At 68.6% G+C, this 25,463-nt stretch carries 27 protein-coding genes and 2 pseudogenes; 22 read left to right on the forward strand and 7 right to left on the reverse strand.

The window, feature by feature from the left end:
- Positions 1–91 precede the first annotated feature (91 nt).
- On the reverse strand, positions 92–4,747 hold the full coding sequence (locus tag ACFY4A_RS19225; protein ID WP_390830589.1) for an FtsK/SpoIIIE domain-containing protein: 4,656 nt from the start codon (positions 4,745–4,747) through the stop codon (positions 92–94).
- A 279-nt stretch (positions 4,748–5,026) separates the two neighbouring features.
- Here ACFY4A_RS19225 and ACFY4A_RS19230 point away from each other — a divergent pair, with 279 nt between their 5' ends.
- The 6 genes from ACFY4A_RS19230 to ACFY4A_RS19255 all read left to right on the forward strand — a co-directional run bounded on the left by ACFY4A_RS19230 (position 5,027) and on the right by ACFY4A_RS19255 (position 8,891).
- The gene (locus ACFY4A_RS19230; protein WP_390830590.1) at positions 5,027–5,335 is read left to right on the forward strand and encodes a WXG100 family type VII secretion target; all 309 of its coding nucleotides are present in this window, start codon (positions 5,027–5,029) and stop codon (positions 5,333–5,335) included.
- A 134-nt stretch (positions 5,336–5,469) separates the two neighbouring features.
- Positions 5,470–5,784, forward strand: a complete 315-nt coding sequence (locus ACFY4A_RS19235) for a hypothetical protein (protein ID WP_390830591.1) — start codon at positions 5,470–5,472, stop codon at positions 5,782–5,784.
- A gap of 26 nt (positions 5,785–5,810) precedes the next feature.
- Entirely contained in the window at positions 5,811–7,067 is a 1,257-nt protein-coding gene (locus tag ACFY4A_RS19240; protein WP_390830592.1) for a putative T7SS-secreted protein, read from the forward strand.
- 11 nt (positions 7,068–7,078) lie between these two features.
- A complete protein-coding gene (locus ACFY4A_RS19245; protein WP_390830593.1) occupies positions 7,079–7,651 on the forward strand; it encodes a hypothetical protein in 573 nt (190 codons plus the stop codon).
- Entirely contained in the window at positions 7,648–8,346 is a 699-nt protein-coding gene (locus ACFY4A_RS19250; RefSeq protein WP_390830595.1) for a hypothetical protein, read from the forward strand. The genes ACFY4A_RS19245 and ACFY4A_RS19250 overlap by 4 nt, the downstream gene beginning before the upstream one ends.
- Positions 8,343–8,891: a hypothetical protein gene (locus ACFY4A_RS19255; RefSeq protein ID WP_390830596.1), complete on the forward strand. Its 549-nt coding sequence runs from the start codon at positions 8,343–8,345 to the stop codon at positions 8,889–8,891. Before ACFY4A_RS19250 ends, ACFY4A_RS19255 begins: the two co-directional genes overlap by 4 nt.
- Before the next feature lie 62 nt (positions 8,892–8,953).
- Here the strand turns inward: ACFY4A_RS19255 and ACFY4A_RS19260 are convergent.
- Positions 8,954–9,190, reverse strand: a pseudogene (locus ACFY4A_RS19260) (hypothetical protein); the annotation flags it as partial.
- Between the two features lie 471 nt (positions 9,191–9,661).
- On the opposite strand from ACFY4A_RS19260, the gene ACFY4A_RS19265 reads away from it, so the two are divergent.
- The 14 genes and pseudogenes from ACFY4A_RS19265 (at position 9,662) to ACFY4A_RS19330 (ending at position 20,664) form a co-directional block, all read left to right on the forward strand.
- On the forward strand, positions 9,662–10,390 hold the full coding sequence (locus ACFY4A_RS19265; protein WP_390830597.1) for a hypothetical protein: 729 nt from the start codon (positions 9,662–9,664) through the stop codon (positions 10,388–10,390).
- Between the two features lie 16 nt (positions 10,391–10,406).
- A pseudogene (locus tag ACFY4A_RS19270) lies at positions 10,407–11,291 on the forward strand (hypothetical protein); the annotation flags it as partial.
- A gap of 110 nt (positions 11,292–11,401) precedes the next feature.
- Complete coding sequence (locus ACFY4A_RS19275; protein ID WP_390830598.1) at positions 11,402–12,709, forward strand: CpaF family protein; 1,308 nt, start codon at positions 11,402–11,404, stop codon at positions 12,707–12,709.
- A gap of 35 nt (positions 12,710–12,744) precedes the next feature.
- Complete coding sequence (locus ACFY4A_RS19280) at positions 12,745–13,674, forward strand: type II secretion system F family protein (RefSeq protein ID WP_390830706.1); 930 nt, start codon at positions 12,745–12,747, stop codon at positions 13,672–13,674.
- Positions 13,671–14,594, forward strand: coding sequence for a type II secretion system F family protein (locus ACFY4A_RS19285; RefSeq protein ID WP_390830599.1), 924 nt, complete (start codon positions 13,671–13,673; stop codon positions 14,592–14,594). Before ACFY4A_RS19280 ends, ACFY4A_RS19285 begins: the two co-directional genes overlap by 4 nt.
- A gap of 50 nt (positions 14,595–14,644) precedes the next feature.
- Positions 14,645–14,896, forward strand: a complete 252-nt coding sequence (locus tag ACFY4A_RS19290) for a hypothetical protein (protein ID WP_100569654.1) — start codon at positions 14,645–14,647, stop codon at positions 14,894–14,896.
- A 95-nt stretch (positions 14,897–14,991) separates the two neighbouring features.
- Positions 14,992–15,465, forward strand: coding sequence for a TadE family protein (locus tag ACFY4A_RS19295; protein ID WP_390830600.1), 474 nt, complete (start codon positions 14,992–14,994; stop codon positions 15,463–15,465).
- Positions 15,466–15,894: a TadE/TadG family type IV pilus assembly protein gene (locus ACFY4A_RS19300; protein ID WP_390830601.1), complete on the forward strand. Its 429-nt coding sequence runs from the start codon at positions 15,466–15,468 to the stop codon at positions 15,892–15,894.
- 5 nt (positions 15,895–15,899) lie between these two features.
- The gene (locus ACFY4A_RS19305) at positions 15,900–16,373 is read left to right on the forward strand and encodes a pilus assembly protein TadG-related protein (RefSeq protein ID WP_390830707.1); all 474 of its coding nucleotides are present in this window, start codon (positions 15,900–15,902) and stop codon (positions 16,371–16,373) included.
- An 8-nt stretch (positions 16,374–16,381) separates the two neighbouring features.
- The gene (locus ACFY4A_RS19310; protein WP_390830602.1) at positions 16,382–16,699 is read left to right on the forward strand and encodes a hypothetical protein; all 318 of its coding nucleotides are present in this window, start codon (positions 16,382–16,384) and stop codon (positions 16,697–16,699) included.
- On the forward strand, positions 16,696–18,123 hold the full coding sequence (locus ACFY4A_RS19315) for a hypothetical protein (RefSeq protein WP_390830603.1): 1,428 nt from the start codon (positions 16,696–16,698) through the stop codon (positions 18,121–18,123). The genes ACFY4A_RS19310 and ACFY4A_RS19315 overlap by 4 nt, the downstream gene beginning before the upstream one ends.
- Positions 18,120–19,451, forward strand: coding sequence for a hypothetical protein (locus ACFY4A_RS19320; RefSeq protein ID WP_390830604.1), 1,332 nt, complete (start codon positions 18,120–18,122; stop codon positions 19,449–19,451). Before ACFY4A_RS19315 ends, ACFY4A_RS19320 begins: the two co-directional genes overlap by 4 nt.
- On the forward strand, positions 19,448–20,065 hold the full coding sequence (locus tag ACFY4A_RS19325) for a hypothetical protein (RefSeq protein ID WP_390830605.1): 618 nt from the start codon (positions 19,448–19,450) through the stop codon (positions 20,063–20,065). The genes ACFY4A_RS19320 and ACFY4A_RS19325 overlap by 4 nt, the downstream gene beginning before the upstream one ends.
- Before the next feature lie 8 nt (positions 20,066–20,073).
- Positions 20,074–20,664 carry a hypothetical protein gene (locus ACFY4A_RS19330; RefSeq protein ID WP_390830606.1) on the forward strand — a complete coding sequence of 197 codons (591 nt, stop codon included), beginning with the start codon at positions 20,074–20,076 and terminating at the stop codon, positions 20,662–20,664.
- Here the strand turns inward: ACFY4A_RS19330 and ACFY4A_RS19335 are convergent.
- Genes ACFY4A_RS19335 through ACFY4A_RS19345 form a run of 3 tightly spaced genes read right to left on the reverse strand, consistent with a single transcriptional unit; the run spans position 20,656 to position 22,294 of the window.
- Positions 20,656–21,240: a hypothetical protein gene (locus tag ACFY4A_RS19335; protein ID WP_390830607.1), complete on the reverse strand. Its 585-nt coding sequence runs from the start codon at positions 21,238–21,240 to the stop codon at positions 20,656–20,658. The two genes, ACFY4A_RS19330 and ACFY4A_RS19335, sit on opposite strands and share 9 nt — an antisense overlap.
- Positions 21,237–21,434: a DUF397 domain-containing protein gene (locus tag ACFY4A_RS19340; protein WP_390830608.1), complete on the reverse strand. Its 198-nt coding sequence runs from the start codon at positions 21,432–21,434 to the stop codon at positions 21,237–21,239. The genes ACFY4A_RS19335 and ACFY4A_RS19340 overlap by 4 nt, the downstream gene beginning before the upstream one ends.
- Positions 21,435–21,442: 8 nt before the next feature.
- The gene (locus ACFY4A_RS19345) at positions 21,443–22,294 is read right to left on the reverse strand and encodes a helix-turn-helix transcriptional regulator (RefSeq protein ID WP_390830609.1); all 852 of its coding nucleotides are present in this window, start codon (positions 22,292–22,294) and stop codon (positions 21,443–21,445) included.
- Positions 22,295–22,525: 231 nt separating this feature from the next.
- Here ACFY4A_RS19345 and ACFY4A_RS19350 point away from each other — a divergent pair, with 231 nt between their 5' ends.
- Both ACFY4A_RS19350 and ACFY4A_RS19355 read left to right on the forward strand, forming a co-directional pair.
- Entirely contained in the window at positions 22,526–22,933 is a 408-nt protein-coding gene (locus tag ACFY4A_RS19350) for an ATP-binding protein (RefSeq protein WP_390830610.1), read from the forward strand.
- A gap of 249 nt (positions 22,934–23,182) precedes the next feature.
- Positions 23,183–23,443 (forward strand): hypothetical protein, encoded by a 261-nt coding sequence (locus tag ACFY4A_RS19355; RefSeq protein ID WP_390830611.1) that lies wholly within the window; start codon positions 23,183–23,185, stop codon positions 23,441–23,443.
- A 128-nt stretch (positions 23,444–23,571) separates the two neighbouring features.
- On the opposite strand, the gene ACFY4A_RS19360 is transcribed toward ACFY4A_RS19355, so the two are convergent.
- Both ACFY4A_RS19360 and ACFY4A_RS19365 read right to left on the reverse strand, forming a co-directional pair.
- Complete coding sequence (locus tag ACFY4A_RS19360) at positions 23,572–24,651, reverse strand: hypothetical protein (RefSeq protein ID WP_390830708.1); 1,080 nt, start codon at positions 24,649–24,651, stop codon at positions 23,572–23,574.
- Complete coding sequence (locus ACFY4A_RS19365; RefSeq protein ID WP_390830612.1) at positions 24,651–25,334, reverse strand: hypothetical protein; 684 nt, start codon at positions 25,332–25,334, stop codon at positions 24,651–24,653. Before ACFY4A_RS19365 ends, ACFY4A_RS19360 begins: the two co-directional genes overlap by 1 nt.
- Positions 25,335–25,463: the final 129 nt, after the last annotated feature.

The raw sequence follows: 25,463 nt of genomic DNA on the forward strand, positions 1-25,463 counted from the left end.
TCCGCGTACTGGGCGTACGCGGGCGATCCCGACAACGCGGCGAGGCGCCGTGCCAGGCGTCGCGGGGCAGGCGGGACTTTCGAAACGCGCCCTAGTTCGGCGTCGTCACGGTCATGTGCTCGCCGCTGCCCAGGTGGAGCATTCCCTTGCCCGGGGTGACCGGGCCGCCGACCATGCTGCGGGTCGTGCGGATGCCGATCAGCTCGCCCGCGGAGCTGTCCTGCGGGGAGAGCAGGATCCCGCGGCGGGCCTTCTTCGCATCGACCTGCCAGCCGGAGAAGCCGTCGCAGATCTCCTCCTCGTCACCGGCGATGACGACGGCGAGACCCTCCTCGCCGCCGCGCTCGATGATGCGCTTGAAGACGTCCTCCGCCTCGCAGTCGTCCAGGACCTCGGCGTCGTCCACCAGGACGGCGATCGGCTGCTCGGGCGTGGCCGGCCCGATGGCCTCCTCCAGCTCGTCCTCGTCGATGTCCCGGCCGGTGAAGACCCGCAACACGCCCTCCTGGCCCTCCAGTTCGCGCAACGGCGACTGGCGCGGCGCCGCGACGACCAGCCTTACGCCCTGCGCCAGGTAGGACCGCGCGAAGTTCATCAGTGCCGTGCTGCGGCCCGACTTGGCCGGGCCGCCGATCACGAACGCCGGTACACCCTCGGCGAGATCGGGTCCGAACGCGGTGAGCTCGTCACCGCCGACCCCCATCAGAGCCCACAGCGGCGAGGACGTCGCCGCCGGGTCGCGCATCGCCCAGGCGTCCTCGAAGGAGATCCGGTTCGGCAGGACGTCCACCCGGAACGGCCGCCGGGAGCGCGGCACGTCCGCGTCCCGGGCCGCTGCCGCGTCGCCGATGGCGATCAGCGCGGCCGCCTGGCCCTGACCGGTGGTGTCCTCGCAGAGCAGCGCGAACTGCGTCTCCGCGGCGGTCTCGGCCCGGAAGGCCCGGCCCGGGGGAATCTCCTCGGGAACCTTGCGGGCGTTGATGTCCAGCATCGAGAAGTCGCCGCGGTCCGCGAGCCGCAGACCGTACTTGTCCTCCGTGAGGGAGGAGACCCGTCCCGACAGCACCTGCCGGTCACCGGTGAGCACCACGTGCAGGCCCACGCTCGCGCCCTCCCGCATCATCGCGAAGAGCTGGTCGGTCAGGTCTCCGTGGTCGTACTCGCCCAGCGTGGGCAGCCAGCCCTCCCAGCGGTCGAGCAGCAGCACGATGTGCGGCAGCCGCTCGTCCTCGGCGACCGCGGCCCGCTGCTCGCCGATGTCGGCGAAGCCCTTCTCGGCCAGCAGGTCCTGGCGCCGGTTGAGCTCGCCGGTCAGCCGGGTGAAGAGCCGTACGACGCGCTCCAGTTGGTTGCGTCCCACGACCGCGCCGCAGTGCGGCAGCCGGGTCAGCGCGTTCAGCGCGCCGTTGCCGCAGTCGACGCCGTACAGATGGACGTCGGCGCAGGAGTGCGTCCGGGCCAGCGAGCCCGCGACGGTGCGCAGCAACTGCGAGCGGCCGGTGCGCGGGGCGCCGCCGACGAGCAGGTGCCCGAACGTGGCGAAGTCCACGGCCACCGGACGGCGGGCCTGGTCGGCGGGCAGGTCCTCCATGCCGTACGGGGCGGCGGGCAGCGCGCCCTGGGCCCGCACCTCCGGAATGTCGTCGAGGAGCAGGGTCTCCTCCAGGGCGGGCAGCCAGGGGGAGTGCTGGGCGGGGATGCCTAGAGCCCGGTTGGCCTCCCGCACGGCGTCCACCAGCACCTTCAGGTCGGTGATCTCGTCGTCCTCGCGCGTCTCGGACTTGGGCTTGCGCAGCGCCGCGCGTCCCAGGTCCTCCCAGTTCAGCGGGCCTGCCCAGGGGGCCAGCGCCTGCGGGTCGGCCGCGCCCGGCCGGCGTCCGCCGACGCGGCCGGACTGGAACGGGATCAGGGACGCGTGCCCCAGACGGACGTATGCACGACCCGGTGTGCTCTTGGAGATGTGCCCGGCCTCGGGCGCGTCGATGACGTCCGTGGACTCGCCGGCGTCGGTCACGCGCAGCGCGATGCGCAGGTTGGTGTTGGCGCGGATCTCGGGGGAGACCACGCCGCTGGGCCGCTGCGTGGCCAGCAGCAGGTGGATGCCGAGGGAGCGGCCGCGCTGGGCGATGTTGACCAGGCCGGTGACGAAGTCCGGCAGGTCGCGCACCATGGACGCGAACTCGTCGATGACGATGAGCAGCCGGGGCACGGGCGCGTGCGAGGGGTCGCGGCGCACCAGGTCCTGGTAGTCCTCGATGTCCTTGGCGTCGGCGGCGGCGAGGATGTGCTCGCGCCGCTTCAGCTCGGCCCCCAGCGACTCCAGGGCCCGTTCGACGAGGTGTGCGTCGAGGTCGGTGACCATGCCGACGGTGTGCGGCAGCTTCACACAGTCCTTGAACGCCGAGCCGCCCTTGTAGTCGACGAGCACGAACGTCATGTTCTCGGGCGTGTTCGCCACCGCGAGCGCCGCCACGATGGTCTGGAGCAGCTCTGACTTTCCGGAACCGGTCGTACCGGCGATCAGGCCGTGCGGGCCGTCGCGCCGCAGATCGATGCCGAACGGGCCGTCGTACGACTCGCCGATGACCGCCATCGTCGACTGCCCGCCCATCCGCCAGCGCGCGGAGATCGCGTCCCGCGTGGGTGGCTCGAGTTGTAGCACGTCGAGCAGGCGGCTGGCGGCCGGCAGGGCGGAGTCCTCGGTCTCGCCGCTGATGTCACGCAGCGACGACAGGGAGCGGGACACCCGCGCGCACCAGGCCGCCGAGACGAAGTCGGGCCGTACGTCCCGCCGCCGCCGGGTATCGGTCTGCTCCACGCGCAGCCGTAGTTCGGGGGCCTTTTCCGTGGCCTGTTCGCTTCGCTGTGCCGTCTGGTGCCAGGCCTGGAAGGAGGGAAAGCCACCGGCTACCGCCTGCGGGGCGGAGGGTGGGGCGGCGGCGCTGTCGTCGCTACGACCGTCGTTACGACGCGGTTCGGCCAGCACGACCGCCTGGCACTCGCCCGGCAGGAACCGTTCCTCCTCGTCGAGGCAGATCGCGTACAGGGAAACGGCCGGCCCCTCGCGCAGCAGCCGTACCACCCCGGGTAGCGAGCGCAGCCGACGGGAGCCGTCCCAGACCACCACGATGTCGGGGTCGGAGAAGGCCGGCCCGTCGCTCCGGTTGCCCTTCTCCTTCAGCGCCTTCAGCCGGGCGTCCAGCATCTGGGTCAGCTCGCCGACGCGGGCGCCCACGGTCTCGGAGTCGGTCCCTATCAGTACGTTGACGTCCTGACCGCCCGAGGGGCGGGCGTGCGGCAGCCAGCGCACCCAGTCCCAGCGGGAGTGCGCGTCGTTCTCGGTGAGGACGTAGAACTGCACGTCCATGGGGCTGTGCAGCACCGCCGTCTGGGCGACGGCCCATCTGCCCAGCGCCTGCGCGGAGTCACCGGGCCCGGCGATGCCGATCACGCCGAGGTCCTTCAGCGGCAGCGCGACCGGCGAGTCCTCGATGCGCCAGGTGACCTCGCGCTTGTGCTCGTCCTGCTCGGGGTCGTCGAGGACGACCTCGGAGCGCACCCGGCCGGTGCCGACACGGATCAGCAGGTGGTCGGCGTCGGTGCGCCGGCGCTCCCACAGACGGGTACGGGGGCCGGTGGCGAAGGTGAGGACGGCGGCCGGGTCGGGGATGGCGTCCCTTCGGTCGAGCCGCTCCGTGCGCAGCGCCTCCTGGGCATCCTCCTCGATCCGCTCCCTGTGCTCCTTGTACTCCTTGACCTGCTTCGCATGGGACTTGCGGCCCTGCTTCTTGTCCATGAAGTAGTTGGCGATGAGCATCAGCGGGCTCATCAGGGCCATGATCATGTAGTACCAGCGGCCGAAGATCATGACCGAGACCACGGCGCCCACCAGCGGCATCAGCGCCATCAGCCACGGCAGCGGGCGTGCCTCGTACTCGCCGGGAGGATTGGGCAGCCGGAAGTGCGTCTTGCGTTCGGCCGGGCGCAGCCGGGGAGGCCGGTTGTAGTCGAGCCCGGCACCGTCGTCCGACCACTTCAGCGCCGCGTTCGGCGGGCTGTAACGGGTGAGCCCCAGAAGGCTGTTGCCCAGGGCAAGCTGCGCGCCGAGGGGCCAGTTCCCACCGGCGAAGTCCTCACCGTCGAGCCGGACACCGGAGCGACCGCTCTCTTTCTCATTGCTCTTCTCTGCCTTGCCGCCCTTGCCGCCTTTGGACTCTCTGGAGCCTTCGGCGTCGGTGCTGTGCTCGCCGTGAAGGGCGACCTCGCAGGTGCCGTCGATGGCGATGGACAAGGTGGCGGCGCGGTCGGCGAGTTCGGGGTCGTCGATACGCAGGTGCGCGGTGGTCCCGCTGCCGATGTCGTACCGTCCCACACCGAGCCGGTGCACGGCACCGGCGCCGGGCCCGCCGGCCACCCGGAACTCGACGATGCCGGTGGGCTCTCCGAGCAGGCAGCCCGCGGGATCGTGCAGACTGACGACGGCGCCCTCGCGCAGCGGCGACCCGACGACGGTGGCGCCGGGATCGAGGGGATAGCCGTCGACGTACGCCTGCGGGATCCCGCCGGGTCCGTGCCCGGCCCCTTGCTGGTGTCCCGAGAGGGAGATGATCTGCGCTCCGCCGCCGAGCCCGAGGTGCTCGGCCAGTTCCCGGGTGACATCGCCGACCGACGACTCCGGATCGGCGTCGAGTACGACGTCGGCACTGGTGCCGCCGAGCGGGTCGACGACGGTCAGACTCAGGCGCACACTCGTCCTCCTCGCAGTGCTCGGGCCACCCCCGGAGCGCAGAACACAGTCGAAGTGACCTTAGCCGTCCGGTGGTTCCCCGGTGCAATGGGATGTGCACCGGTTCACGGTTCCTCCAACTGACGTCCCTGTATCCCCACTGGCACCACCCGTAAGATCTTTGCTCATGCGGACGGCCGGACGAGGGCTGCCGGCCGACGCAGTCGACACAGTCGATGCATCCGCGCAACAGAGCCACGGGGGCAGGCCCTGCGGCGATCAAAACGGGAGGGAGCCGTCATGGGCAAGAACGGCAAGGACACAGACCTCACTTACGCCGAGATGGAGAAGACCGCAGGCGATCTTCTCAAGGACATGCACGCCCTCGAGGACCAGATCAAGTCCGTCGAGAAGCGGGTCAAGCAGCTGGTGGAAAACGGCTTCACCACCCAGAAGGCCTCCGGCGCCTACGAGGACTCCATGAAGGACTTCGCCAAGGGCGCCGTGAAGACCATCCAAGGCCTCCACGGCCTCTCCGAGTTCCTGAAGAAGGCCAAGCAGGCCTACGAGAACCTGGACGAGGAGCTGGCGCGGGGGACGCGGGGTTAGTGGGGTCCCTGACCGGCGGTGCGGTGGGGCGCGGGCGACGCCCCGCCGCATCCGGCGGTTTCCACGCGGGGGCTGGCCGCGACCATTCCGGCACGAAGCTTCTTACGCGAGCCTGAGTTGGAAAGTTGATCCCGATGGCCGACAGAATTCGATACGACCTCGATCTGATCAAGGACTGCTCGAACTCGCTGTATCGCATACACCGAGAGTTCAAGGAACACGGCAACCCTGCTGACGGACACAGCGATGACCTTGGCAGCGACAGACTGCGGGACGTCTTCGATGATTTTTCCGACACCTGGAAGAAAAACCGCAAGAAGCTCATGAAGGACATTGAGAACCTAGCCAAATACACTGCAAACGCCGCTAAGTCATACGAAAAGATCGATCACGAGCTCGCCGAGGCACTCAGGCGCGCAAGGAAGAGCGGAAAGGGGAAGCATCCGTGACATCCCGCCCCAGGGACTGGTCGCCGATGTACGACTCCGACCCCATCCCCGGTGATCCGTATGAAGTTGCCAGACTGGGCAAGAAGTTGCGCGGCATGGCGGAGGAGATCGACAAGCAGGCTCGGAACATTCGGGCACTTGCGTCGGTTGAGGGCTGGGACAGCGACGCGGGCCGTGCATTTCACGAGATCGCCGGCGGCACAGCGGGGCGCCTGAAAGAGGCGTATGACCGCTACGACGAGGCTGCGACAGCGCTTGGTGCCAGGGTTCGGGCAGGTGAAGGGGAGTCGGAGGAGTACGCCAGCGAACTGCACCGAGCACAGCGCATGGCGGACAAGGCACTGGAGGACTTCCGCGCCGCGGAGGCCGACCACAAGGCTGCTCGCAAGGCTCTGGAACCCTACGAGGGGACTGTCCCCTCCAGGGACGACCATGCGAAACGTACGAAGAATGAAAAGAAGCGGGACGACGCTGCGAATCTCATGGCGCAGGCTCGCAGCAAGATCGAGACTGCGAAGGAAATCCGCGACGAGGCGGCGAAGCGAGCCGCCCGAAAGATCAAGTCAGTGATCCATCATGACGGGGTACGGGATCCAGGCGGAGTAATGGACTGGTTGGCAGACCACGCTGACTGGTTGTCTACTGCTGCCACGGTCCTGGCTGCGGCTGCTCTGGTCGCGGCAATCGTCCTGTCGGGCGGCACATTGGCTGTGTTCCTGGTCGTTGCGGCATCCGCCTTGAGCGCAACCGCGCTGACGGGTCGGCTCTACGACGTCTTCGCGCGTGGCGGCAAACTCGATATGCTCAAGATCGGAATCGATGTCCTGGGCGTCATTCCCGGCCTCGGTGCGCTGAAGGGCCTAAGTGCAACAGCCAAGGGGGCGCGGCTCTTCGCCGCTCAGCAGGGTGTCTGGGGAGCATTCACAAACGGCTTTGCCGTGAAGAACTTCAACAAGGGCGTCGTCTTGGCGTCCAAGTATCTCTCCAAGCGGGGCATTACAAGGGTGAGGCTTCCGGCAAATGGGTTCGATCCCGAACTCGTCACGCGGTACATCAAGGGGTCAGCCCTGGGTAACGCGTACGTGCATACTCTCCTCAAGCTGCGCCAGACGTTCCCGGCACACGACACACCCGACGAGATCTCTCCACCTCCAGGTGACGCCCGACCCACTCCGGCACCAGGGCCAAGGCCTAGCCCCACGGGATCGAAGACTCCCTCGCCGACGCCGCAGCCCAGGCCTTCGTCCACATCATTCCATGCGGCACTGGCACCGGCTGGTTAAGGAAGGCAGTCATGGGTGACTATCACGCCTTGCAATTCGGGCAGTTCGTAGATGACCGAGGCATCACGCGCAACATGGTCTCCTCATCCGTCATCGCCACGGTGCCGCAGGCCAAGGAGGCTGCCGAGCAGTACGGGCGAGAGGCTCGCTTCGACTTTCTCGATGACCGGGCCGTGCACTGGATGCTCTTCCAACGGCGTGAGGACACAGCGAAAGGCGGCGCTCAAGGCTGTCTCCTTGCCCTTCCGGCTCTCATCTTCGGTTTCGGAGCCTGGCCTTTTTGGGATCTGGTGGCCTCTCAAAAGTCTCAGCAATTTCAGATCGCATTCGTGACCCTGGATGCGCTGCTACTGACGGCTACCGTCGTGGGACTCTTTCTGTGGAGACTGCGGGGTTTGCGAGACAAGGGAATTCGGAATACGCGGTGCCGAGCTCGCCTTTATCGAAAGATCGTAGGCATGGCCCGGCGGGGTGGCGCCGACATTCCGCGCCTTTATCCCTACTACGGGATGTATCTCACATCGCGAAAGTTCTTTCCGGATGCACCAGATTGCCCCATCCCTGAACAGGAAAAGTCTCCGTGACGATTCAGCCTGACCTCTCTCCCTTGGTTCCGGGACAGGCTGCGCCGCCTGCCTTGCATTCCGGAGACATTCACGTCCGATGGGTGGTGCCGGAAATTTTCCACGACCTTCCCGTCCGTGAGACTGACGATGAAAAAGCGGTGGAACTGCTCGAAGAGCTTGTGGAAAGATGCCTCCCCGGCGTCGGTGAGGACGGCAAAACGCAATTCGGGGTCATGTGTGCGCTTTGCGTCGACGCCTTGCTTGCCGCCGGCGCCGAGTATGCCGCGATCTGCGTGACCGCTGTCGACGAAGTGCCCTGCACTGCGACCTTCTACGCTTCTCTCCTCGACAGTTCGGATGCCGGGAATGTTCAGGGTATGCTCAAGGCGTTCGTGTCGGCTCTTCGTCGGACTGGCATGGATGAGGTTGCCGAGATCGAGCTACCCTGTGGGGCTGCCGTCTCGTGTATCGGCACACGGGAGGAGAGTATCCCTGGTGACCTGATGGAGTCCGGTGAAAGCCTGACCTATCCGACCTCATACATTCGTGTTTACGTTCCCCTCCCCAACGGCACGTCCCTGGTGATGGAGATGGCGACACCCACCATGGCCGGCTGGGACATCTTTTCCACCATTTTTGGCAATCTCGTCAGCAGTATCCGACTCTTCCATGCTGACGGATCACCTCTGATCACTTCTGAGGTGGGGGCGTGACTGCTTTCGAAACTCCACCCTCGGACTATAGGCTGCTCGTACCTCGTGACTGGTTTCGTGTAGATCTCACCCAAGAACGCTGGCGCCGTCAGTTGAAGACTTTCGTGGACAAGGAATCAGCGGGCAGCGGCACGCCGCCGAACGCAGTACGCAGTATCTGGTCAACCCTGCGCAACACTGCTGAGAAGGGTGTCGCCCAAGGTGCGCTGGAGTTCTTTCTCAAGACGGAGTCTCCGGGCGGCTCTGCCCTGCCCGCCTCCCTTCTGATCTCGCTGGCGCAGACGCGCCCCGGACTTGCGCCTGAGCGAGACGAGTTGGCTCAGGCGTTGGCTCGGCGCACGAGCCCCGGCGGCAAGGTGCAGTGCATTGAACTGCCGGCGGGCCGAACGGTCCGTGCCGTCACGGAGACGACCATGGACTACCACGTGCGCATGCCCGGTGGCGTCGGCTACTTGCATTTGGCCTTTGGCATGCCCTTGAGCGGTACCAAGGGCGTCATGGGTGAACTCTGCGATGCCATGGCCCATTCGCTGCGGTGGGTCTGAGGCATACCAGGCGGCGACCACGGGTTTGAGTGTCGTCCGTTGTCGCGGGGTGTTTCAGCCGCTCAACGATTCACTGCCTGGATCTCCTGGACAGTGACGGCCTGTTCGCTGCCGAAGGTGCCGTCGGGGAGGTTGCCCCCGGCTCCGCCTGTGCCGGTCCAGTTGATTTGCCGGGTGACGGTTGCCTTCAGCTTGTATGTTGCGCCGCCAGAGGGCCGCAGGTACTTGATGCCCCACGGTGGGGTCTGGTTGGCCTTGCCTCTGGCGTAGGGCTCACCGATCGAGTGGTCGCTGTTGAGCGTGCAGTCGCTCGTTCGCGCTCCTCGGGGACCGATGAACGTCGTGCTGCCGCGACCCCGTCGGTGACCAGTTGAGCGCGGCGTGACCGGTCTGCGGCTTCGTGAGTAATTCGTGCAGGGGTCGTGGGCGCCTGATGGTCTCGGGGTCGGCGGACTTGGCGGTGCGGTATGCCGGGTGGGTCGGGGATTTGCTGCCGCGCACTCGTGGGGGCTGATGAGCCCGTCGTCAACCGGGCGGGTCCGGCGTCGCGTTGCAGACAGGTAACGTCAAGTCGGCTGTGACTCATGGGGCCTGGCTCGCCTTGAGGGGCTTATGTGCGGCTGATACCGTGCGATGGCTTGACACTCGCCCCCGCGCCGGATAGTCGCGACATCACCCGGATCGCTGGTGAAGTGTCCGGGTTTGCAGCCTATGCAAAGACCTTGTCAGAACGTGGCAGACGACATCTTGGGTGTACGGGGAGCGGTTGCGTGAAGATCCAGGAGCGTACGGGGGCGGGCGCGGGACGTGCCGCGGCTCCGGCTCGGCCGTCGGTCGGTGACCGGCTTCCCACGGCGCCTCGCGAGCGCAAACCGGCGCTTGCGGCCCTGGCGGTGCTGCTCATCCTGGTGGGCGCGCTGGGCGCCACGATGCTCGTGCTGCAGGCCGGGGACCGGATCGAGGTCGTCAAGGTGACGAAGGAGATTCCGGCCGGAGAGTCCGTCACGTCCAATGACGTGACCTCGGTGTTGGTGGCCGCCGACGACTCCATCAACTACGTCCAGTGGTCGCAACTGGACGCCCTGAAGACCCTCAAGGCCAAGTCCACGATCTACAAGGACACGGTCGTGATGGGCCAGATGTTCGCCGAGAAGAGCAGCCTTCCGGCCGGCAAGGCCTCCGTCGGCGTCGCCCTCAAGGAGGGGCAGTACCCGGCGAACATCAAGAACGGCGACGTCGTCGCCGTGTACCGCGTCGGTGACAACGCGTCGAGCTCCGGCTCCGGTTCCGGCGGGAGCAGCGGCTCCGCCGGCTCCACCTCCGGCGGCAACCTCATCGTCGACCGTGCGCGCGTCAGCTCCAAGAGCGACAACAGCGACGCCGCCGTGAGCACCGGCAGCCTGTCGCTCACCCTTCTCGTCGACCAGTCCGACGCCGCCGCCGTGGCCCAGGCCGCGTCCGCGGGTTCCGTCGCCGTCGTCGTCGTTCCCGGCAACTGAGGGCGGCAGCGCACCCATGGCCCTCATCGCACTGGCCGCCGACAAGGGTTCGCCCGGCGTCACCACCGCCGCGGTCGCGCTGGCCGCCGTCTGGCCGCGGCGCGTGCTGCTCGCCGAGACGGACCCGGCCGGCGGCGACCTCGTGTACCGAAGCGCCGCCGCGCACGGCGGGCCGCTCAACCCGAACGTCGGCATGCTGTCCATCGCTGCGACGGCGCGCCGCGGGCTCGTGCCCGACCAACTCTGGGATCACGTACAGCCGTTGAGTGGCGGCCTGGAGGTCCTCGTCGGACTCGGCATCGCCGAGCAGGCCGCCGGTCTCGCCGGGCTGTGGCCCACCCTGGGTCACGCCTTCGCCTCGCTCGCCGACTCCCCGAACGCGCCCGCCGACGTCATCGCCGACTGCGGTCGAATCAGCGGGGACACCCCCGCCGTGGAACTGTTCCCGCACGCCTCCCTCGTCCTGCTGGTCTCACGCACCGAGCCGGAGGCCATCGCGCGCGTCCGCGACCGCGCCGCCGCGCTGGCCGCGAAGCTGCACGGCGGCCCGCGCGGTGCCGCGAGCCTGGCGACCCCGGTGGTCGGCGTCGTCCTGGTCGCCGACCCGAACACCGCCGGCAAGGTCTCCGGCCAGGTCAACGACATGCTGGTGCACGCCCAGACCGGTGCGCGAGTCGTCGGCACCATCGCCGACGATCCGGCGGGCGCCGACCAGTTGGCCGGGCGCAGGCGCGGCCGCCTCGACAAGTCCTTGCTGATCCGCTCGGCCCGCAAGGTCACCGCCGACCTGTACCAGCAGTACGGCGCCGCCTGGGCCGTATCGGCACAGGCGCACCAGGCGCACCGGATGCACCAAGCCCAGCAAGTCCACCAAACGCAGCAGCAGGCCCACCAGGCTCATCAAGCACCTCAGGGCCAACAGGCGTACCAAGATCAGCACGCCCGCCAGAACCACCAGCCCCGCCACCAGCCCCACCAGGACCAGATGAACGGTCAGCCGGAGGCCGGGCGATGACCGCTGTCGACCACCAGCTGGTCAAGCGGTTCCGACAGGACGCCGGTGACCGCATCGCCGAGCAGCGCCGCCTCGACCAGGTGGGCGGCGTCACGCCGATGTCCAGCGAGGACGAGCGGCAGTACGCCCGCGCGGTCATAGCCCAGATCCTGGAGGAGTACGCCCGCGCCGAGATCAACGCGGGCCGTACGCCGCTGGACGCCGAGACCGAGGAACAGTACGCGGCCGCCGTGCACGCGGCACTGTTCGGCGTCGGTCGGCTCCAGCCGCTGCTCGACGACCCGCAGGTCGAGAACATCGACATCAACGGCTGCGACCAGGTGTTCGTCGGGTACGCCGACGGGCGCGAGGTCAAGGGCGAGCCGGTCGCCGAGACCGACGAGGAACTGATCGAGCTCATCCAGGTGCTCGGCGCCTACTCGGGTCTGTCGTCCCGCCCCTTCGACTCCGCCAACCCGCAGCTCGACCTGCGGCTGCCGGACGGTTCGCGTCTGTCGGCCGTCATGGACGTGGCCCGCCGGCCCGCGCTGTCCATCCGCCGGGCCCGGATGGGCAAGGTGTTCATCTCCGACCTGGTCGGCAACGGCACGCTCGCGCCGGAGCTCGGGCACTTCCTCGCCTGCGCGGTCCGTGCCCGCAAGAACATCATGATCGCGGGCGCGACGAACGCCGGAAAGACGACGCTGCTGCGCGCCCTCGCCAACGAGATCCCGCCGCACGAGCGGCTCATCACGGTCGAGCGGGCGCTGGAGCTCGGACTCGACACCTTCCCGGAACTGCACCCCAACGTGGTGGCGTTCGAGGAGCGGCTGCCCAACTCCGAGGGACAGGGCGCCATTTCCATGGCCGAGCTGGTGCGCCGGTCCCTCCGCATGAACCCCTCCCGCGTCATCGTCGGCGAGGTGCTCGGCGACGAGATCGTGACCATGCTGAACGCGATGTCGCAGGGCAACGACGGCTCGCTGTCCACGATCCACGCCAACAGCTCCAGCGAGGTCTTCAACCGCATCTCCACCTACGCGCTGCAGGCGTCCGAGCGGCTGCCCATCGAGGCCAGCCAGATGCTGATCGCGGGCGCGGTGAACTTCGTCGTCTTCATCCAGCGGCGCAACAACTTCCAGACCGGCGGCCGGCTTCAGCGCATGGTGACCTCGGTCCGCGAGGTCAACGGCGTCGACGGCCGCGTGCTGTCCAGCGAGGTGTTCGCCGAAACGCCCGACGGCCGGGTCGTGCCGCACGCGCCCATAGCCTGCCTGGAGGACCTCATGGCGCACGGTTACCAGCCCCACGGAACCTGGGGGTGACCATGACGTTTGCCGCACTGGCCCCGCTGGGCTCCATGGGGGGCCTGTTCTCCACCACCGTCCTGTACTCGATCGGTTCCGGCATCGCCGTCGGCGGCGGCCTCGCCCTGCTGGTCGTCGCCGTACGCGGACTGCCCGCCAAGCCCGAGCACGAGAAGCAGCGGGCGAGCCGGCGGGTGAGCGAACTGCTCCGCTTCGCCGGGCAGCGCGGCTCCCTCGCCGCCCTCGTCGGCCTCGCCGTCCTCCTGCTCACCCGGTGGGCGGTCGCCGGCATCGCGGCCGGTGTCCTCGTCTTCTTCTGGGACCGCCTCTTCGGCGGTGCGGCGGAGGAGCGGGCCGCGATGCGCCGTGTGGAGGCGCTGGCCTCCTGGACGGAGTCGCTGCGCGACACGATCGCCGGCGCGGTCGGCCTGGAGCAGGCCATCCCGGCCTCGGCGCGCGCCGCCGCCCCGGTCCTGCGCCCCCATCTGGACGCCCTGGTCGACCGGCTGCGCGCCCGGACTCCGCTGCCCGACGCGCTGCAACTGCTCGCCGACGAGATCGACGACGCCTCCGCCGACATCATCGTCGCCGCGCTCATCCTCAACGCCCGGCTGCGCGGGCCCGGTCTGCGCCAGGTCCTCGGTGCCCTGGCCAAGTCGGCGCGCGAGGAGGTCGACATGCGCCAGCGCGTGATGGCCCAGCGGGCCTCGACCCGGCGCTCGGTGCAGATCGTCGTCGCCGTCTCCGTCGCCTTCGTGCTCGGCCTGTCCGTCTTCAACCGCGACTTCGTGTCGCCGTACGGCACCCCGGCCGGCCAGCTGGTCCTCGCGGTCGTCTGCGGTCTGTTCGCGCTCGGCTTCTGGTGGCTGCGCAAGCTGTCCACGATCGAGACGCCGGAACGCTTCCTGGTGCGGGACGAGGCGGCGGTGCAGTTCGTCCGGCCGCGCACGCCCGCCCAGCAGGAGGAAGGGGTACGCCGGTGAACCTGACGATGCCGGTCGTGGTCGGAGCGGTCCTCGGCCTCGGCGTCTACGCCCTCGTACGCGCCCTGATGCCGTCCAGGCGGAGCGCGGTCGCGCAGGTCGCGCGGATCGACGCGATGCGGGCAAGGGGGGCCGCGTACGAGACGCGGCACCAGGCCCGGGAGGAGACGGGCCGCTTCGGCGCGTTCCGCGCCCAGGTCGGCGCGCGCGTCGCCGAGTTCTACCTTCAGCAGGGCTGGGAGCAGCGCTCGCTGCGCGCCGATCTCGCCGTGCTGGAGCGCGGCTGGGAGAGGTTCCTGGCGACGAAGGTGCTGTTGTCGGTGGCGGGGCTGTTCTTCGGCCCGCTGCTGTTCGCCGTGGTCTACACGACGGGCTTCGGGCGCAGCCCGGTGATCCCGGTCTGGCTGGCGCTGCTGTGCGCGGCGCTGTTCTTCTTCCTGCCCGACCTGGAGATTCGGCGGGACGCGGCCGACAAGCGCCGTGACCTGCGCCGGGTCATCGGCGCGTACCTGGACCTGGTGTCCATGAGCCTGGCCGGCGGCCGCGGTCTGCCGGAGGCGCTGATGGCGGCGGCCGAGGTGTCCGACGGCTGGGCGAACCAGCGGATCCGCAACGCCCTCGCCGACGCCCGTATCACCGGCATCAGCCAGTGGCAGGCGCTCGGGCAGCTCGGTGAGGAGCTGGGCGTGGAGGAGCTGAAGGACCTTTCGGCCTCCCTGGCCCTGGTCGCGGACGACGGCGCGAAGGTGCGCGAGTCGCTCGCCTCGCGCGCCGAGACCATGCGCCACCGCGAACTGGCCGAGATCGAGGGCAGCGCGGGCGAGAAGTCCCAGTCGATGCTCGTGGCCCAGCTGCTGCTGTGCGCGGGCTTCCTGGTGTTCCTGATCTTCCCGGCGGCCATGCGGGTGTTCCAGGTGTGAGCCGCCGCCGCCCCTGCCAACTGCCCTGAATTCGAGAGGAAACGACTGTCATGAACGGACGAGACTTCCACACCGGGATCCCGGCCGTGGACTTCCTGGTCACCTTCCTGGGCGGCCGCGTGCAGCGCGCCCGCTCCGGCGAACTGGACCGTGGTGCCTCCGCGGTCGAGTGGGTCATCATCTCCGCGGTCGTCGTGGCGATCGTGGGCGTGGTGGCCGCCATCATCAACTCCGCGCTGAGCGAGGGCGCCAACAAGGTGGGCAACTGCATCAAGGGCGCGGACGCGGGCAAGACCTGCTGACCGCGCGTACGGCGAGCGCGCGTACGACGAGCGCGCGTACGGCGAGCGCACGTACGACGCACGTACGACGAGGAAGCACAACGGGGTGGACGGGGATGCTGGCGGACGTGGGCGGAAGGGTGCGACGCGAGGTACGCCGCAGGGTGCGGGCCGCGCGTGAGACGGCGGCCGCCCGCGGCGACTCCGGGATGACCGCGATCGAGTTCGTGCTGCTCACCCCCGTACTGTTCTTCATGATCTTCGCGACGGTGCAGTTCGCGCTGTACTTCTTCGCCGACCACGTCGCCCAGGCGGCGGCCCAGGCCGGCGCCCGCAAGGCCCGCGCCACGGCCGACGAGCAACCCGGCGCCTGGCGGGGCGAGGCGCGGAACGTCGTCGACGCCTACATCCGCCAACTGGGCCCGCAGCTGGTGCTGTCGCCGGACGTGAGGATGCTGCAACCGGAGCAGAACACCGTGGGCGTGGAGATCTCGGCGCGGATCCCGACGGTGTTCCCGGGCTTGGACCTGACGGTGCACGCGCAGTCGTCCGGCCCGGTGGAGAGGTTCGTGCGGGAGGGCGGGAACTAGATGAACCGCTCTTCCCGCAGGTCTTTCCCGTCCGCCCGAGACGACAGCGGCCTGTCCACCGTGGAGGTCGTGATCCTCGCCCCGGTGATGATCCTGTTCATCCTGGTGCTGGTGGCCTTCGGCCAGCTCGTCGAGGGCCGCGGCGCGGTCGACGGCGCGGCACGGGACGCGGCACGCGCGGGCTCGATCCAGAAGGACCACGCGACGGCCATGGCCGAGGCGCGCAGGGCGGCGGAGGCGGATCTGGCGGACGTGTGCTCGGGTCCTGTCTCGGTGGTGCAGAAGAGCGCGGGCTTCGCCCCCGACACCCTGTTCACGGTCGAGGTCAGCTGCCAGGTGCGCGGCCTGGCGTCGCTGGGCCTGGACATCCCGACGAGGCTGTCCGCGAGCTTCAGCTCGCCGCTTGACCCCTTCCGGAGGTCGGCGTGAGGAACGTGAGCGCCGCCGCGGCGGACCGCCTGCGCACCTGGTGGTCCACTCGTGGGACGGCAGTGGACGACCGCGGTTCGGGTGCCGGCGCGGTCATCATCTTCGCGCTGGTCTTCCTCACCCTGTCCGCCTTCGTCATCGACGGGGGCCTGTCCATCTCCAAGCGCGAACGGGCCGCGGACATTGCCGAACAGGCGGCCCGCTACGCCGCCCAGGACATCGACCGCGAGGCCCTCTACGACAACCAGGGCGGCCCCGCTCCGATCAACTACGAGAACTGCGACGCCCGCGTGAAGGCCTTCGCCCGGGAGATGAGCATGACGGGCACTGACATCGCCGCGAGCCACTGCGTGGCAGCGGACGCCGACCAGGTCCAGGTCGAGATCCAGCTGACGTACTCGCCCGTCTTCACCGGCATGTTCTACGGCGGCAGCGTGGTCGTGCACGGTCGGGCCGTGGCCAAGAACGAGGTGGGGTGACGCCATCCATGAGTGATCAGCAAGCGGACATAGACAGGATCAAGGAGTGCTCCAGGGCGCTGAAGCGCATCCGTGACACCTTCGCCGAACGGGCCAACCCGGCCGAGGGGTTCGGCGTCGCGGAGATCGGCTCGCAGCGGATCCTCGACGCCTTCTCGAAGTTCGGCAGCAACTGGAAGATCCACCGACGAAAGCTCGCCGAGGAGCTGGAGTCGCTGCACGGCATCACCAAGACCGCGGCGGAGTCGTACGAGGAGATCGACCACGAACTCGCCGAGGCGCTGCGGAACTCGGACAAGGACGGGCAGAAGGGGGCGAAGAAGTGACGGGTCGGCCCGCCGCTCACCGCTGGTCGGTGCTGGACGAGACGTCCGATCCGATACCCGGTGACCCGTACGAGGTCGCGAGGCTCGGCCGGCAGTTGCGCAAGACCGCCGAGGCCATCGAGAAGGAGGCCCGCGAGATCAAGGCGCTGGCCTCCGTCGAGAACTGGAAGAGCAAGACCGCCACCGAGTTCCGGAGCGCGGCGGAAGGCGCGGGCGACAAGCTGCGCAAGGCCTTCAAACGCTACGACGAGGCCGCCACCGCCCTCGGTACCCAGGTGCGGGAGAACGTGTGCAGCAACGAGTACGCCTCCGAGCTGCGTCGCGCCCAGCAGATGGCCGACGACGCCCTGACCGACGCGGAGCAGGCCCACGGCGACCTCTCCTCGGCGCAGCGCTCCCTCGACGGACAGCCGGACGACACTCCGAAGGACGATCCGGACGCCAAGAAGTACAACCGGCAGAAGGAGCAGGCCTCTTCCAGCCTGAAGGCGGCGAAGGAGGCCCTCCGGACCGCGAAGGGGATCCGCGACCGGGCCGCGAAGGCGGCCGCCGAGGCGATATACGACGTCATCGAGGGCGACGGGCTGAAGGACGGCTGGAAGGACAAGTTCAAGAACTGGGTCCACGAGAACGCCGGCTGGCTCACGGAAGTCTCCAAGTGGGCGGGGCGTATTGCCTTGTGGGCCGGTGTGGCGGCACTCGCCCTCGGATGGATCCCCGTCATCGGACAGGTCATCGCCGCCGTGGCCAACGCGGTGGCCCTGCTGGCCAGCGTCGTGGCGCTCGCCACCGACCTGGTGCTCGCGCTGGGCGGCGAGGGGAGCTGGAAGTCGGTGTTCCTCGACGCCGTGGGCCTGGCGACCTTCGGTATCGGACGGGCGGCGATGGCGGGCGCCAGGGGAGCGGCGGCGGGTACCAAGGCCCTCGCCCGCAGCAACCTGTTCAAGAACGCCATCGCCTCGGGCATGAAGTCGAACAGGGCGTGGAACCTCGCCAACCGCGGAGCCCAGGGGGCGATTCGCGGAAAGGCCGCGGCCAAGGCCCTGGCGGGCATGCCGAAGGGGAAGCTGCCGTCGTGGAGCAACCTCAAGGAGGGGTTCAGCCCGGTCTCCATGTACCGGGATACCGTCGACGGTGTGAAAGCGATCGGCGGCGCGTTCTCCAAGCAGGCCTGGCGTGACGGGGCCCGCGGGCTGGCCGGACCCCGCTCGCTGGGCACACTGGACCCCGACCTCGCCAAGGCCGCGTCCGGTCTCAAGGGCATCGCACCGGACGCTCTGAAGATGCCGGACGTCGGCCGTGCGCTGGGCAACTTCTCCGGCCAGACCAACGTCTGGGCGGGCGCGACCGCGACCGGAGTGGTCGCCGGAGCCGAAGGGGCGTACGGAGCGGTGACAAGCCTCTACGACATGGTCACCCGATGATCCCCGAGCCCGCGCTCAGGCCAGCCGCCTCGCGTGGCCCGGGCCTGGAACTGTGCCACCGCTCACGGCTCTACCTGGACGGCGGTGACCTCGTCCTGCGGACCCGGACGCGCACGCGGCGTTTTCCGGTCGGAGGCGACGGGATCACACGTGCGGTCTTCCTCGACGTCCCCGGTGACGACAGGGAACGCATGGGGCCCACGATCGAGGGCTCGTGGGGAGAGGTCCAGCTGCAGGATCGCGACGGTGCGCTGGTCGGCTCCTTCGACATGGAGGACTGGCTGCCGGAGTCGCCCGCGATCCCGAAGCGATGGGTGGGAGGCGAGCAACTGCTCGACCGTACCGGTGTGGCCGCCCTGTTCAAGGACGCGGGTATTCCCCTGCACGTGGTGAATGATCGCAACGACTCGCTTGCGGTGCCCGGTTCACGTCGGCGCGGAGCCAAGTCCCTGTCTCCGGGGGGCGAATTCCCCCGGTGGTACTGGAGCCTTCGGGCCGTGGCCTTCGTAGTCTGGTTCGCCCTGTTCACCGTGGTCCTGTTCTCCGAGACGACAGAACCCTGGGTCATCCTGTCGCTGGCCGCCACCGCTCTCGTCGGCCCGGTGGCACGGCTTGTCGTGCGGGCGTGGACCCGGCTGCGTCTGCGGGGGTGCGTCCCTGTCGTACGGGAACGGATCCGGCCCACGCCCGTGGAAGGGCTGGGAACGACCGTCAGGTTCTGCCGGGACACGGAGGTGCGGGTGCAGGACCGCGATCTCGTCCTGCGCGCTCTCGGCGGGCGGGAATACTGGCTTCCGCTCACCGGTCCGCATGCCCTGACCTCCCTGGTGCTGGTGCGCGACCGGACGGGGCAGCCCCTCGGCGTCGAACTGAGCGGCCCGCACGACCAGGTGCGAGCCGTACTTCTGTGGCGGCTCTGGTTCGGCGGTGGAGGGGGCGCCGACGGCTGGTCCAGGCTGCGTCGGACCGCCGGGCTGACCGCCTCCGAGCGCAAGCTGGCTGGGAAGGGCCCGTGGCCCAAGGCACGAGGGACGCTCGGCACCGACCTGCTGCCCGACTCCGCGAGGACGGCACGCAAGCTGTCCCGCTTCCCCAGCACCATCGCCGGCCTGTCTTCCACCGCCATCATGGCGTTCGGCTCGTGGTTCTCCATCGTCCAGGGCCTGTGGATCGAGGACGCACACCCCCGGGCTGCACTGGCGGCGATCCTCGCGGGGGCGGTAGGCCTCGTCCTTCAGGCGGTGCCCTACGCCGTACACCAGTTGCGCAGCCGGCTCTGGCTGGAACGACCGGCGCCGGAACAGAAACCCACGGAGCGACCCGTATGAACCAGACCGAGGCGACGGAGACGACCGAGGAGGCGGCTCCTCCGGGCGACTACCGGCTGCTGCTTCCCGAAGGGTGGTTCCGGATCCTCCTGGAGCCCGAGCAGCGGGACAAGCCGATCAACGCCCTCGTGGAGCGCCAGTTCCACGGCATCGACAACGCGCCGCACCTGAAGGAGGAACTCCGCAGGGACCTGCGACGTCGCGCCGCCAAGGCGCACCGCAGCGGTGGCATCGAGCTGTACCTCAGCCTCCAGGAGGTCGGACCCTTCACCATTCCCGCCTCGCTGCTGGTCACCCTCGCGCCGCTGCGGCACCCCGAGCCGCTGCCGCTGGAAGCCCTGGCGCAGAGGTTCGCCGACGGCGGCGAGGGGTCGGTGAGCATCGAGGAACTGCGCTCGGGCCCCGCCGTCCGGATCCGCAGGCTGATACCGCAGAGCAACGACGAGGAGGGCACCGAGCCCCCGCACAACTCGCTCTCGGTGGAGTACCACCTCCCGGTCCCCGGCACCACCGCGTTCCTGCTGCTGACCTTCTCCACACCGCTCGAGGCGATCGCGGACGCGATGGCCGAACTCTTCGACGCGATCGCCGACTCGCTGACCTGGACGGAGTGACCGACACCATGCCCGACGACCTCTCGAACCTCGGCCTGGAGTTCTCGGAGGACTGGGTGCCCTTCCCCGCCGCCGGGAGCGTGGACCTGGACTCCTGGGCCAAGCAGCAGGGCGCGGAACTCGCCGAGCGATACGCGCAGGACGGTGAGCAGGGCGACGCCCGCCGCCTGGCCCGGAACCTCAAGCGCACGGTCGCCGACTGCTACACCCGCGACACACTGGCCTCCTTCGGCTGGTACATCAGCGGCCACGAGACGGTGGCGGCCATCATGGAACTCGACGCCATCCACCCCGACGAGACATTCCCCGAGGTCACCCTCCCGCTACTGGCCGAGCACATGACCGGCCACGACTTCGGCGAACCGGACGTACGCGAGGTACGGCTCCCCCTCGGCGACGCCGTCCGCATCCGGCAGAACCTCATCGGCGAGAAGAAGGGCTTCTTCGGCCCCCGCCCGGTGGTCCACACCGTGTTCTACGGCGTCCGCCCGGACGGCATGGAGACGGCCCTCACGATGCTGGTCTCCTGGACGGAACCGATCCTGGACGAGGCGGCCGAGCAGATGGCCGACAACATCGCGAAGACGCTCTCACTCTGACCGCAACCGCCGGTACGCCGCGATGCGCCGGCGCATGAAGACCCTGGAGGCTCCGAGCGCGAGCAGCAGAGCCGCGACCGTACCGGCCGCGACCCGCAGTCCTGCAGCGTGCAGCTCACCGTTCACCAGCAGAACGAGAAGAACGACGAGCGGGATGCCGATGAGCCACGGCCGCAGCGGCTGCCGCCGTATCGCCCCGTAGTAGTCGACGGCGATCCTGGCGTGCAGCAGCCTCACCTCGCGCCGTGCCTCCGGCAGCGTCAGCACCGGCACGGGCCAGGAACGCATCCCGGGCAGCCGACCGCCGTCGGGGGCATCGGGAAACCGTTCCCTCGTACATGCGGCCCGCTCACGGGCACCGGGCGGGCGCCGGAGGACGAAGAACGGCGTGCCGGACTCTCGCAGGTCCGGATCCAGGCCGTCGTAGCGGTAGCCGTACTGCTCGGCAAGGTACGCGAACTGCGCGAACTTCCGGAGTGACGGCCACGGGATCTCTGTCGTGTACGACGAGTGGCCGTGCTCGGTGTCCTGCCTGGTTTCATCCAGCAGCTTCTTGAGGTGCCGCCGCAGACTCAACCCTCTCCGTTCACCGCTTTGAGGGAGTCGAGGAAGGTGGAGAAGGCTGCGGCCGGGAAGGAGAGGGTGGCTCGGGCGGGGACTTTTGAGTCGCGGACGGCTATGTGGGTGGGGCGGTGCGCGATCTCTACGCAGGCGTTGCCGTCGCCGCCGCCGGAGTAGGACGACTTCCGCCAGGTGTCGGGTGTGGTCATGGTGTGCCTCACAGCTCCTTCGCCAGCCTATGGATGAAGTCACGCGAACGTGTGGGCTCGAGTGACACCGCCTCTACCCTACGAAAGAGGGTTCGAAAGCGCCTGAGTTGGGCTTCGGCGTCGATGAACACCGTGCCGTGGGGCCCGTCGCGTACCACGGTGTCCAGCTGGGGGACTTGGCCGCCGGCGTACACCATGGCGCTGCCCGCTCCGGCGAAGCCGTCGAGAGCGAACGGGATGACTCGCACCGTGACGTGATCGGCTTCTGAGAGCTCCAGGATCCGGACGAGCTGGGCACGGGCCGTGGCGGGGTCACCGACCTTAATGCGCAAAGCGGCCTCGTGGATGACGGTCTCGTACGGGATCGGGTGGGTGCGCTCAATGATGATCCTCCGCTTCATGCGGTGCTCCACCCGGCGCTCCACCTCACCCTCCGGAAAGTCCGGGTTGACGTAGGAGAAGAGGGCGCGGGCGTAACTTCTCGTCTGCAGAAGACCGGGAACATGCAGGAAGTCGACGTCCCATCGACAACTGGCGTGGTGCTCGAGCTCGGAAAGGTCCAGGAACGAGTTGGGCAGGAAGCCCCGGTACTCCTCCCACCAACCGCGTGTCCGGACGGTCGCCATGTTCACCAGAGCGTTGATCAACTCCTGGTCTCCACAGGCGTAGTGAGCCGCGACCAAGCGCAGGCGAGCCTCGCTGATGCCGGCGATCCCGGCCTCGATCTGACTCACTCGTGCCGGGTCGGTTCCGATCAGTGCTGCGGCGTCACGTCCGTTGAGGCCTGCCGCCTCGCGCAGCTTTCGTAGCTCGGCGCCGAGACGCTCCTGGCGTGCAGTCGCCTGCTGCCTGCGTGGCATGGCTTCCTCCCTGGGGCCAACTGCCCAGCAACGGTGTCTCGTTCGAGCGGCAGATTACGCAACGGCTTGCGCCGGACCAAAATTGGCCCCTACCGTCGGTGACGCGACGCACACGCTGCGGCAAACCGGGGACCCGGAAGCGCACCGCTCCGTCCTGCCACGACGGCTGCGGCAAGGCCACCGCCCGGCACCGCCGCCATCCCACCCCGCCTCACGTCACTGGAGTGGCCCATGCCCGAAAACGAACCGTGGGAGTACACCCTGTACATCCCGAACGACCCCCGCGCCGTCACCATCTCCCGCCGGACCCTCCGACTGATCCTCACGATGCACGGCCTCGTCCGCCTCGTCGACACGGCCGAACTACTGGCAACGGAGCTGGTCTCCAACGCCGTACGCCACACCAAGGGGCCGGCCGCCCTGCGGGTGCGCTGGTCGGTGGGCGTGCTGCGGATCGGGGCGTGGGACACCGACCCCGCGCCGCCCGAGCCGCCGGCGCGGCTGGAGCAGGTCACCGATCTGGAGGAGGGGCGCGGACTCGCCCTGGTCCGGGCCTGCGCCGACCTGTGGGGCTGGCAGCCGCTGTCCAGGGAGGGCAACCGGGGCAAGTACGTGTGGTGTGACCTGGTCGCGGCTTAGCTCGTTGATCACATCGGATGGAAAGGAGGGCGGATGGTCAGCTCGTCGCACGAAGGTCTGCACCAGATCTGCCAGAAGGACCCGGCGGGTTTCACGCGCACGCTTCAGCGTGTGCTGCACATCCCGAAACGTGCCGCTCGTCGCCGACGAGGCGGAGGCCCGGCGGGATGTCTTTCTCGCGGCGTTCTCGGCGATGACGCATAGGGCCAGGGTGCCGCTGCCATACTGAAACCGCTGGCGGCAGCCCTGGTGACCACCGATACCGACAGCGCGGGAATGCTCGCACAGTTCGTCGAGTCGTGCCTGGTCGATGTCCAGGCCAAGCAGATCTGGAAGGAGCTGATGATGCCGGTCAACTACTTCTTCCGGCACGAGGTCGCCGAGAAGGTACGGGAACAGGCTCGCGAAGAGGGCATCGAGGAGGGTGTGGAGAAGGAGCGTGCGTCGATGGTCCTTCGGATCCTTGATGGCGTGGCATCCCCGTACCGGACTCCGTACGCGATCGTGTGAAGACGTGCTCCGACCTGGACCAGCTCGAGATCTGGGCCCGGCGGGCCGTCCACGCCACGATCGCGGAGGAGTTGTTCGTGGACGGCGGCGACGGGTCGTCCTGACAACGGCGGCCGACCCCGGGTGGTTCAGCGGTTGATCGACTGGATTTCCTGGACGTTCATGTCCTGGGTCGTCTCGAAGGTGCCGTCGGGGAGTTTGCCCTTGGCGCCGCCGGTGCCTTGCCAGGTGATCTGCCAGGTGATGGACGCCTTGAGGCGGTACGGCTGGCCGTTCGTGGCGCGGAGGTATCTGATCCCGCAGGGCGGGGTCTTGTCCGCGTTGCCCTTCGCATACGGGGTCCCGATCGAGCCGTCGTCGTTGAAAGTGCAGTTGCCGGATGACGGGTAGGTCTCGGCATCCTCCGTGCCAGGGTTCAGGTGGAGGGTGACTGGCTTGGCTGTGGTCTCGGCCCACAGGCCGGTGTTCGGGAGCTCGGCCCTGACCTTGACCTCCTTGAAGGTGCCCTTGTCCAGCCAGGCCCAGGTCGGGAGATTCACCGTGGACTTCGCCTGCGGTTTGAGCTCGATCTCCGTCTCGGGGACCTTGACCTTGTTGTAGGCGTACTCGGCGAGGGTCTGGGGGGTGGGGGTGTTCGGGTCGTCCGGGAGTTTGCCCGCGTCGACCCAGAACATGATGCGGCCGCAGTCCCAGGAGGCCGGGTCGGCGGGATCGGGTGCGACGCCGCGCCAGAAGTAGCCGTCCTTGCCGAGGTTGTAGTCCTTGTAGCCGTCGGCGCTGCTGTTGGTCGGTGAGTGCAGGTCGAAGTTGTCCGCGGGTTTGCCGTCGCGGTAGTGGTCCGTCCACAGTCCCTTGCCGAACCACGATTCGTGGATGCCGACGTCGCCCCCGCCGTCCGAGTCCACGAACTTCTTGAGCCCCGCCGGAGTGAAGGCCGGTTCGTACCAGCAGGCCGGTGGCTTCCAGTTGGGGTCGACCGTACCGAGGTTGCCCTGCTTGCCCCCGCCGTTTCCGCCGCTCACGTAAGTGATCCGGATATGGGAGACGGAGGCCGACAGGCTCCCGTCGCCACCGGCGTCCCCTTTGGTGCTGCTCTTGCCGTCGTCCTTGGTGTCACCTTCGCCGAAGGCCTGTGCTGACGTGGAGGAGAGGGCGACCGCCACGGCCGATGCGAGAGCCGCAGTCACGATGCCGATGGGCCGCAACATCAGGAGCAACCGCCCCTCTTCGAGGTGGTGGACACGGTCTGCCACACACCCTGTCCGTTCTTCTGCATCGTGACGGTGTAGGCCACCTTGGGGTCGGAACCCACGGGATTGCCCACGACCTTGCCCGTTTCCCGGTTCTGCGTACGGGCGTTGGTTTCATCCGTGCAGTAGGCGAGCTGAGCCTTCGTGTTCTTCGCGAAGAGCGAGACCTTGGGGCCAAACACGGGGAGCGCGCCGATGACGGTGACGTTCTTGCTCGTGTACGACTTGATCCACTCGCGGTCCTGGGAGAGGCCCGCCTCGGTGTCGTAGAAGGCGAGGGCCCTGCTGTCCGGGTCGTTCGCGATGATCGCCGCGTAACCGGCCCGCAGCTGCTCCTTGCCGTCGTTCAGGACGGCCTGCTGGTCGGGGTCGCTGCTCGTCCAGTTCTCGAAGGTCAGCCGGAAGCTGCTCGGGATGGTGACCTCGGGGCGCTGCGCGTCGGCGGCTGAGGATGCCGAAACCGTAGGCGTAGCCGCCCCCGTCTCCACCCCCTTGATGTCATCGGACTTGGCGTCCCCGCCCCCACCGCACGCGGTGAGCATGACGGTCGCGATGGCGGTGAGCGCGGTGGCGGTTGCGGGTAGGGCGCGGCGGGCCACGGTGGATCTCCCCCGGAAGACGACGACGTGTGCAGCGGACAACGAAGCTATCAGGGGTGACAGGGGAGGATCTGGGTGGTCGGCGGGGGATTGTGGGGGAAGTCGAGAGGTACGGCGCGGCTGTTGTGAACGGCGTGGGGGTGTCCGAGGTTGAGGGGCGGAAGCTGTGTC

Source organism: Streptomyces sp. NPDC001292 (genome assembly GCF_042896465.1).
Classification (GTDB): Bacteria; Actinomycetota; Actinomycetes; order Streptomycetales; family Streptomycetaceae; genus Streptomyces.

Coding starts and splice junctions, on each gene's coding strand:
- ACFY4A_RS19280 (WP_390830706.1), top strand. CDS start 12,745: ATGGGGGGCCTGTTCTCCACCACCGTCCTGTACTCGATCGGTTCCGGC.
- ACFY4A_RS19325 (WP_390830605.1), top strand. CDS start 19,448: ATGAACCAGACCGAGGCGACGGAGACGACCGAGGAGGCGGCTCCTCCG.
- ACFY4A_RS19340 (WP_390830608.1), bottom strand. CDS start 21,434: ATGACCACACCCGACACCTGGCGGAAGTCGTCCTACTCCGGCGGCGGC.
- ACFY4A_RS19360 (WP_390830708.1), bottom strand. CDS start 24,651: ATGTTGCGGCCCATCGGCATCGTGACTGCGGCTCTCGCATCGGCCGTG.
- ACFY4A_RS19310 (WP_390830602.1), top strand. CDS start 16,382: ATGAGTGATCAGCAAGCGGACATAGACAGGATCAAGGAGTGCTCCAGG.
- ACFY4A_RS19345 (WP_390830609.1), bottom strand. CDS start 22,294: ATGCCACGCAGGCAGCAGGCGACTGCACGCCAGGAGCGTCTCGGCGCC.
- ACFY4A_RS19230 (WP_390830590.1), top strand. CDS start 5,027: ATGGGCAAGAACGGCAAGGACACAGACCTCACTTACGCCGAGATGGAG.
- ACFY4A_RS19350 (WP_390830610.1), top strand. CDS start 22,526: ATGCCCGAAAACGAACCGTGGGAGTACACCCTGTACATCCCGAACGAC.
- ACFY4A_RS19330 (WP_390830606.1), top strand. CDS start 20,074: ATGCCCGACGACCTCTCGAACCTCGGCCTGGAGTTCTCGGAGGACTGG.
- ACFY4A_RS19295 (WP_390830600.1), top strand. CDS start 14,992: ATGCTGGCGGACGTGGGCGGAAGGGTGCGACGCGAGGTACGCCGCAGG.
- ACFY4A_RS19275 (WP_390830598.1), top strand. CDS start 11,402: ATGACCGCTGTCGACCACCAGCTGGTCAAGCGGTTCCGACAGGACGCC.
- ACFY4A_RS19235 (WP_390830591.1), top strand. CDS start 5,470: ATGGCCGACAGAATTCGATACGACCTCGATCTGATCAAGGACTGCTCG.
- ACFY4A_RS19290 (WP_100569654.1), top strand. CDS start 14,645: ATGAACGGACGAGACTTCCACACCGGGATCCCGGCCGTGGACTTCCTG.
- ACFY4A_RS19245 (WP_390830593.1), top strand. CDS start 7,079: ATGGGTGACTATCACGCCTTGCAATTCGGGCAGTTCGTAGATGACCGA.
- ACFY4A_RS19300 (WP_390830601.1), top strand. CDS start 15,466: ATGAACCGCTCTTCCCGCAGGTCTTTCCCGTCCGCCCGAGACGACAGC.
- ACFY4A_RS19320 (WP_390830604.1), top strand. CDS start 18,120: ATGATCCCCGAGCCCGCGCTCAGGCCAGCCGCCTCGCGTGGCCCGGGC.
- ACFY4A_RS19240 (WP_390830592.1), top strand. CDS start 5,811: ATGTACGACTCCGACCCCATCCCCGGTGATCCGTATGAAGTTGCCAGA.